This window comes from Kurthia gibsonii (genome assembly GCF_006539985.1).
Classification (GTDB): Bacteria; Bacillota; Bacilli; order Bacillales_A; family Planococcaceae; genus Kurthia; species Kurthia gibsonii.
In genome coordinates this window covers 1-6,533 of record NZ_BJOB01000079.1, presented here as the reverse complement: position 1 = coordinate 6,533, position 6,533 = coordinate 1, and the positions used below count along the sequence as shown (strand labels likewise).

Here is a 6,533-nt window from a genome sequence, read left to right as displayed (position 1 = left end):
AAAAGCCTTGAAGAAAGTGCAGAGAGGGAGCAATTTAGGTGTTTTGTGCGAGTGATCCATTTTCGCCTTCGAATGTCCTGTTTGGACGGTTGAATGGCCCAAATCGAGCAGCGAGTGACCCAACACCTTCAGCGAATGACCCAAATCGACACCCGAATGTCCCAAATCTCACTTTCTATCTTCGTCTCAAACCATATAAAAAGCCGAAATCAATTGATTTCGACTTTGAACCCTTTGTAAAAATGAAGCGCTAATCTCTTTTTAAATGAGCTGACCATTTATTCCCGACAGTTTGTAATACTTGAACGAGTAAGATTAACAAGATAACGACAACATACATTAATGGTGTTTCATATTGTTGGAAACCATAGCGATAAGCGATGTCGCCTAAACCGCCGCCACCAACAAGGCCAGCCATAGCTGTTGCGCCAATTAAGCTCACTGTCGCAAGTGTTAAACCTAAAATAATCGATGGACGTGCTTCACGTAGTAATACGTGCCAAATAATTTGTCCACGTTTCATACCCATAGCCTTATAAGCTTCAATGACACCATGATCCACTTCTAATAAAGCTGTTTCCATTAGACGTGCGATGTAAGGAGCTGTATAAAGAACAAGTGGTACGATAATTCCTTCTACGCCAATCGTTGTACCAACAATGAATTTTGTAAATGGAATGATGAAGAATAATAAAATGATAAATGGAATTGAACGTACAATATTAATGATAATATTTAAAACTTGATAGAAAAAACGATTTGCCAGAAGTTGTCCAGGACGCGTTAACACAACTGCTACACCGAGTGGGATACCAATTAAGATAGCAATAATGAGTGAGATACTTGTCATTTGGAAGGTTTGAATCGCGCCTTCCCATAAAATATCGCCCCATTGATCAATAAATTCACGCATAGACAAGACCTCCTAACTGTTCCACTTGAATTCCTGATTGCTCAAGGTATTGTAACGCCTGTTCTCGTGCTGCATCATCGCCTTCTAAATGCACTGTAATGTTACCGACAATGCCATTTTTAAGTTCGATAATATTTGCAGCTAAAATGTTTGGTGTGACGGCAAAACGTTTACTAATCTCAGCAAGTGCAGGTTGCCCTGTGCTTGCACCAACGAATGTAAGACGTGTTACATCACCTGTTACATGAAGGGAATCAATAAGTGAATCACTTAATTGACGTTGTGAAATCGTATTTAAAAATTTACGTGTTGTCGCATGTTGTGGATTTGTGAACAATTCAATTGTCGAGCCTTGTTCCACAACTGAACCGTTCTCCATCACATAGACATGGTCGCAAATTTTTTGAATAACATTCATTTCATGTGTAATTAATAAAATTGTAATGCCAAGCTCACGATTGATTTTTAGGAGTAAATCTAAAATTGAATCCGTCGTTTCTGGGTCGAGTGCTGAAGTCGCTTCATCGCTTAATAAAATAGTCGGTTCAAGTGATAGGGCGCGTGCAATCGCGACACGTTGTTTCTGCCCGCCAGAAAGTTGAGCAGGATAGTTCGTTGCGCGGTCTTCTAAACCAACAATTTGTAGGTATTTTTGTACACGTGCACCTAATTCTTTTTTCGGTACACCCGCTAGCTTTAATGGAATCGCGATATTTTCATACACTGTGACTGTTTTTAATAAGTTAAAGTGTTGGAAAATCATACCGACTTTACTGCGTACTTTACGCAAACCAGATGCCGATAACTTCGTTAAATCTTTCCCATCGATTAGAACTTGTCCTTTTGATGGTTGTTCAAGTAGATTCACACAACGAATTAATGTACTTTTACCAGCACCACTATAGCCAATAACACCATGAATTTCTCCAGCAGGTACTGTAAGATTGACATCTCTTACAGCAGTTACGACTTTTTTATTTGAAACGAAATTTTTCTCAATATTTTTCAGCTCAATCATAGATGACTCCTCCTTTTCAATCTAACCGTTTACTTATCGAATACAGGGATTACTGCACCGTCAAATTCATCTTCAATGAATTTTTTCACTGTCTCTGAGTGATAAGCTTTAACGAATTTTTTCACATCTGCGTCATTTTTATGTGATTCTTCTACAACAATTGCGTTGATATGTGGTGAATCTGTATTTTCACGTAGTAGCGCTGTTTTTGGATCAATGCCTGCTTCTAAAACGAAGTTCGTATTAATCATTGCTGCATCTACTTCATCTAATTGACGTGGTAATTGTGAAGCTTCTAGTTCTACAAATTTAAATTTGTTTTTGTTTTCTGCAATATCTTTTGGTGTTGCCAATTTATCGCCAGTATCTTTTAGAGAAATAACTTTTTTGCTTGCTAGTACTTGTAGGGCACGATCACCATTTGCTGCATCATTTGGAATTGCGATTGTTGAACCTGCTTTTAAATCTTCTAATTTCTTCACTTTTTTCGAATATAGACCCATTGGCGTTAAAATCGTTGTACCAACTGATACAAGGTTTTCATTTTTCTCTTTATTGAAGTTCGCTAAGAAAGTTAGTGTTTGGAAACTGTTTGCATCCAAGTCACCTTCTACAAGAGAAGTATTCGGTAATACATAATCAGAGAATGCTTTAATCTCAACATCTAAACCATCTTTTTTCGCTACTTCCGCTGCTTTTTTTGCGATTTCTTCGTGTGGTCCGCCTGTTACGCCTAATACTAATTTGTTATCTTCGGCTGCTGCTTGGCTATCTTCTGTTTTCTTCCCACATGCTGCTAATACTGATGCTGATAATACAAGTGATAATACGATTCCTGTTGCTTTTTTCATAAATAAAACGCTCCTTTTTGTATGTAGTATATAAAAAAACCTCTCTTAACAAAAAGAGAGGTGAAAGTGTTGGTTTTACCTCTCTTATCTATCAAGATTTTGTCATCTTGCTGGAATTAGCACCTTTCACAATACCGATGTATTGGAAGGTTGCCGAGCTTCATAGGGCCAGTCCCTCAGCTACTCTTGATAAGAGATTTTATATTTTTATATAACTATTTGATATATTCAATCTATAGATAATTTTCAGTAAAGTCAAACATTATTTTCTTGAGAAAACAAAATTAATGCACTTTCGAGCGAAAAACAGTCGAAATTTCAGGTAGATGTGCAATACGTTCTACAGCTTCAACTAATCGTTCAGGCGATACGAGTAAACCAACGCGAACGTAACCCTCGCCATGTAGACCGAATCCGTTACCTGCTGCAACTGCAACAGAAGCTTGTTCTAAAAGAAGATTTGCAAAAGCTTCACTCGTATAACCTTCAGGCACTTTTAACCAAGCAAAAAAACTACCGGCAGGTGCTGTGACAGACCATCCAACTTTTGAACATGCTTGAATAAGTGCTTCACGACGAGCTTCATATATAGCCAATTGTTCTTCTACACAATCTTGTGAACCTGTTAATGCATGTGCTGCGGCAACTTGAATCGCTGGGAAAATGCTGCAATAAAGGTGATCTTGTAGCAAATTAAGTCCTGCAATCACTTCTTTATTGCCGACAGCAAAGCCAACACGCCATCCTGCCATATTATACGTTTTCGATAAGGTATAAAATTCAACACCGATCTCTTTTGCACCCTCTGTTTGTAAAAAACTAGGCGGTTTTACACCATCAAAACCAAGTGCTCCATAAGCGAAGTCATGCATAACAACGAAGTCATGTTGTTTTGCAAGCTGTACCGTTTCTTCAAAAAATGCAGGTGTCGCTGTAGCACCTGTAGGATTATTCGGGTAATTCAAATACATCAATTTTGCACGTTCTAAAATATCAGGTGCAATTTCCGCGTAATCAGGTAAAAACTGATTTTCAGCAAGAAGTGGCATCGTTTCAAAGTTTACATGACTAAGTGCGACACCTGATAAATAGTCGGGATAGCCAGGGTCAGGAAGTAACATGGTATCGCCAGCATTTAAGAGTGTCAGCGGCAGTTCTACTAGACCAGCTTTCGCACCGAATAGCACAGCGACTTCTGTTGCAGCATCGAGTGTTACATCATATTCACGTTTATAAAATGTCACAATCGCCTCTTTTAATTCATCAATTCCACGAAACGGTGAATATTTATGATTCGCGACATCGGCTGTTGCCTCTTGCATCGCCTTGACGATATGAGGAGGTGTCGGGCGGTCTGGATTTCCCTGACCTAAATTAATAATATCGTGACCTTCTGCAACTTTTTCGGCTACACGTTTTGCGAGTTTCGCGAAAAATTGTTCAGGTAATTTTTTGAGTAAATTAGAATAAGGCATTTGGTTGCCTCCTTTGGCTTTTTTGTTATGATAGAGAAAGAAATATTCTGAATAGTAGAAGTTTTATCGTGAATCATAATACTTTTCAGAAAAAAAGTCTAGGTGGTGGAGAGATGAAATTAGGTTGTATTCAGCTACAAGTTGCTTTTGGCGATGTTGAAAAAAATTTTTCTCGTGTGGAAGAATTCATTCGAGAAGCTGCAAATAAAGGGGCGGAAATTGTCATTCTACCAGAGATGTGGAATACGAGTTATGCACTTGAAAAACTTGAAGGTCTTGCGGATATTGACGGAGAAAGAACAAAAGCCTTTTTATCACAATTAGCAAAAGAATTGCATGTTCATATTGTTGGTGGTTCAGTCGCAACGAAAAAGGGCGACAAATTCTATAATACGATGCTCGTCTACAATAATGAGGGTGAGCTAGTAGGCGAATACGATAAAGCACACTTATTCCGCTTGATGGATGAACACTTGCATTTATCTTCTGGTAACACACAAAATAATTTCAAACTGGGTGATTTAGATGCAGCAGGCGTGATTTGCTACGATATTCGTTTCCCAGAATGGTTACGTCTACACGCATTAAACGGCGCAAAAGTATTATTCGTTTCAGCGCAGTGGCCAACTGCACGAATTGATCATTGGAAAACTTTATTACAAGCACGTGCAATTGAAAATCAATGTTTTGTGGTAGCAGTCAATCGCATTAGTCGCAATAAAGATAACTTTAACGGACAGTCGATGGTAATCGAACCATGGGGTGAAATTTTATGGACTGGTGGAGAAGATGAGGAATTAGCGATTGTCGACGTTGATTTTTCAAAAGTTGATGAAGTGCGCACACGTATTCCAGTCTATGATGATCGCAGACCAGAATTGTATCAAGATGTATTGAAATAAAAAATGAAGCTAGGGCTGATGCGTCCTAGCTTTTTTAGAATACGCTATTTAGAGAGTAAATTTTGCTTATTTTCTTGTATTTTGTTCGTTACATCGAGTAGTCTTTTCGCTAGTTTTGGCTCGATAATCTCATAAACTGTATCAGTATCTTGTGTTGGGATTGTTATGTAGTTATTTTCATAAATGAAAAGTTGAAAAGAGCCACCAGCACCTGAGAATGAAATACTTGTGTAGTTTTTAGGGTCTTTGATTTTTGTTTTTTTTACAGACATTGATTCTACTAAAGAAAGTAGCGCGGAAGAATCATCTGAAGCAATTTGATAAATTCGATCTTCATGTGAAATAAGTGTATTTGCTTTTACTTTAGAGAGTTGAATGTTATTTAGAATATCGTGCTGTAAGGATTGTTCTTTCGGTGTTTTGGCTACGACCACATAGGCAGTTAAGCTAACACATAAAAAAATTAGGATGAAAAATATTTTTTTCATGTTTTGACACCTCCAACTATAAAATACCATAAAAGGAATATTTTTAGTTAAAAATATAAGATAAAAAGTATAATAAATAAAACAGCATCTTACATTTAAGGGATTTAAGTTTTATTGTATATAATAAAATGAAACCGCTTCTATTAAATCTTTATTGAGATAATGGAGGTTTTAAAAAATTTGGGTCTTTATTTAAAGCTTTTTTCTCAAAGAATACTTTTAAAAAAGAAAAGTGTTCTTCTTTCACAATCGCGCTCGATTGATGAAAATCTTTATTCAACTAAGGTTTTGGAATTGAAGTATAAAGACGAAAAAATGCAAATTCACAGCATTAATAAATTGTCTCTTTATATAAGTTTTTGTTCAAATCCATAACCCTAAATTTGCATTTAGGAACGTTATTTTAAAATTGTATGTATATATCGACTTAGTCCGTTATAGATTTTAATTTTGATTGAAGTTCTTGAAGTGGGATTTTTTGTTGTTTTACATTCTGATTTCCCCAAAAATTATCTTCAGTATATCTAGGAATTAAATGAACATGAAAATGTGTTCCTTCATCCATAATTTTTCCATTATTTTGAATTACACTAATACCAGTAACTGAAAAATATTTTTCGAAAACATTAATTATCGATTTTTCTAATTCTATTAATTCAATAGATTGAGAAGGGGTAATATCTCTAATATCCATGACATGATTTTTCGAGATAATGAGTAAATGTCCAAATTGAATAGGGTCAATATCAAAAACTACTTTATAATTTTTAGATTCAAGAAGTACTTGTTCTTCTAATATTTCATTACAGAAAATACATTTCATAATAGGCACCTTCTTTTTATAACAATAATATTGAATGTGAATGTTTAAATTAACAATTTTTCC

At 36.1% G+C, this 6,533-nt stretch carries 8 protein-coding genes and 1 riboswitch; of the genes, 2 read left to right on the top strand and 6 right to left on the bottom strand.

The genetic code is table 11. The features are described 5' to 3' along the window. Positions 1 to 38 precede the first annotated feature (38 nt). The gene (locus KGI01_RS13265) at positions 39 to 254 is read left to right on the top strand and encodes a hypothetical protein (RefSeq protein WP_141275074.1); all 216 of its coding nucleotides are present in this window, start codon (positions 39 to 41) and stop codon (positions 252 to 254) included. On the opposite strand, the gene KGI01_RS13260 is transcribed toward KGI01_RS13265, so the two are convergent. The 4 genes from KGI01_RS13260 to KGI01_RS13245 form a co-directional block, all read right to left on the bottom strand. Then, complete coding sequence (locus KGI01_RS13260; protein WP_174795819.1) at positions 251 to 919, bottom strand: methionine ABC transporter permease; 669 nt, start codon at positions 917 to 919, stop codon at positions 251 to 253. The two genes, KGI01_RS13265 and KGI01_RS13260, sit on opposite strands and share 4 nt — an antisense overlap. Then, positions 906 to 1,931, bottom strand: a complete 1,026-nt coding sequence (locus KGI01_RS13255) for a methionine ABC transporter ATP-binding protein (RefSeq protein ID WP_141275072.1) — start codon at positions 1,929 to 1,931, stop codon at positions 906 to 908. The genes KGI01_RS13260 and KGI01_RS13255 overlap by 14 nt, the downstream gene beginning before the upstream one ends. 29 nt (positions 1,932 to 1,960) lie before the next feature. Beyond that, complete coding sequence (locus KGI01_RS13250; protein ID WP_068456119.1) at positions 1,961 to 2,782, bottom strand: MetQ/NlpA family ABC transporter substrate-binding protein; 822 nt, start codon at positions 2,780 to 2,782, stop codon at positions 1,961 to 1,963. A gap of 81 nt (positions 2,783 to 2,863) precedes the next feature. Beyond that, positions 2,864 to 2,978: riboswitch (SAM riboswitch) on the bottom strand. 88 nt (positions 2,979 to 3,066) lie between these two features. Continuing rightward, entirely contained in the window at positions 3,067 to 4,257 is a 1,191-nt protein-coding gene (locus tag KGI01_RS13245; RefSeq protein WP_141275071.1) for a pyridoxal phosphate-dependent aminotransferase, read from the bottom strand. A 113-nt stretch (positions 4,258 to 4,370) separates the two neighbouring features. Here KGI01_RS13245 and KGI01_RS13240 point away from each other — a divergent pair, with 113 nt between their 5' ends. Continuing rightward, positions 4,371 to 5,159, top strand: coding sequence for a carbon-nitrogen family hydrolase (locus KGI01_RS13240; protein ID WP_141275070.1), 789 nt, complete (start codon positions 4,371 to 4,373; stop codon positions 5,157 to 5,159). A 44-nt stretch (positions 5,160 to 5,203) separates the two neighbouring features. Here the strand turns inward: KGI01_RS13240 and KGI01_RS13235 are convergent, their stop codons facing one another. Beyond that, a complete protein-coding gene (locus KGI01_RS13235) occupies positions 5,204 to 5,647 on the bottom strand; it encodes a hypothetical protein (RefSeq protein WP_141275069.1) in 444 nt (147 codons plus the stop codon). Positions 5,648 to 6,074: 427 nt separating this feature from the next. Beyond that, a partial coding sequence (locus KGI01_RS13230) for an HIT family protein (protein ID WP_255314799.1) occupies positions 6,075 to 6,533 on the bottom strand: 459 nt, incomplete at its 5' end.

Bases quoted from the DNA above. Each gene is read 5' to 3' on its own strand.
- KGI01_RS13235 (WP_141275069.1), bottom strand. From the start codon at position 5,647: ATGAAAAAAATATTTTTCATCCTAATTTTTTTATGTGTTAGCTTAACT.
- KGI01_RS13245 (WP_141275071.1), bottom strand. From the start codon at position 4,257: ATGCCTTATTCTAATTTACTCAAAAAATTACCTGAACAATTTTTCGCG.
- KGI01_RS13240 (WP_141275070.1), top strand. From the start codon at position 4,371: ATGAAATTAGGTTGTATTCAGCTACAAGTTGCTTTTGGCGATGTTGAA.
- KGI01_RS13255 (WP_141275072.1), bottom strand. From the start codon at position 1,931: ATGATTGAGCTGAAAAATATTGAGAAAAATTTCGTTTCAAATAAAAAA.
- KGI01_RS13250 (WP_068456119.1), bottom strand. From the start codon at position 2,782: ATGAAAAAAGCAACAGGAATCGTATTATCACTTGTATTATCAGCATCA.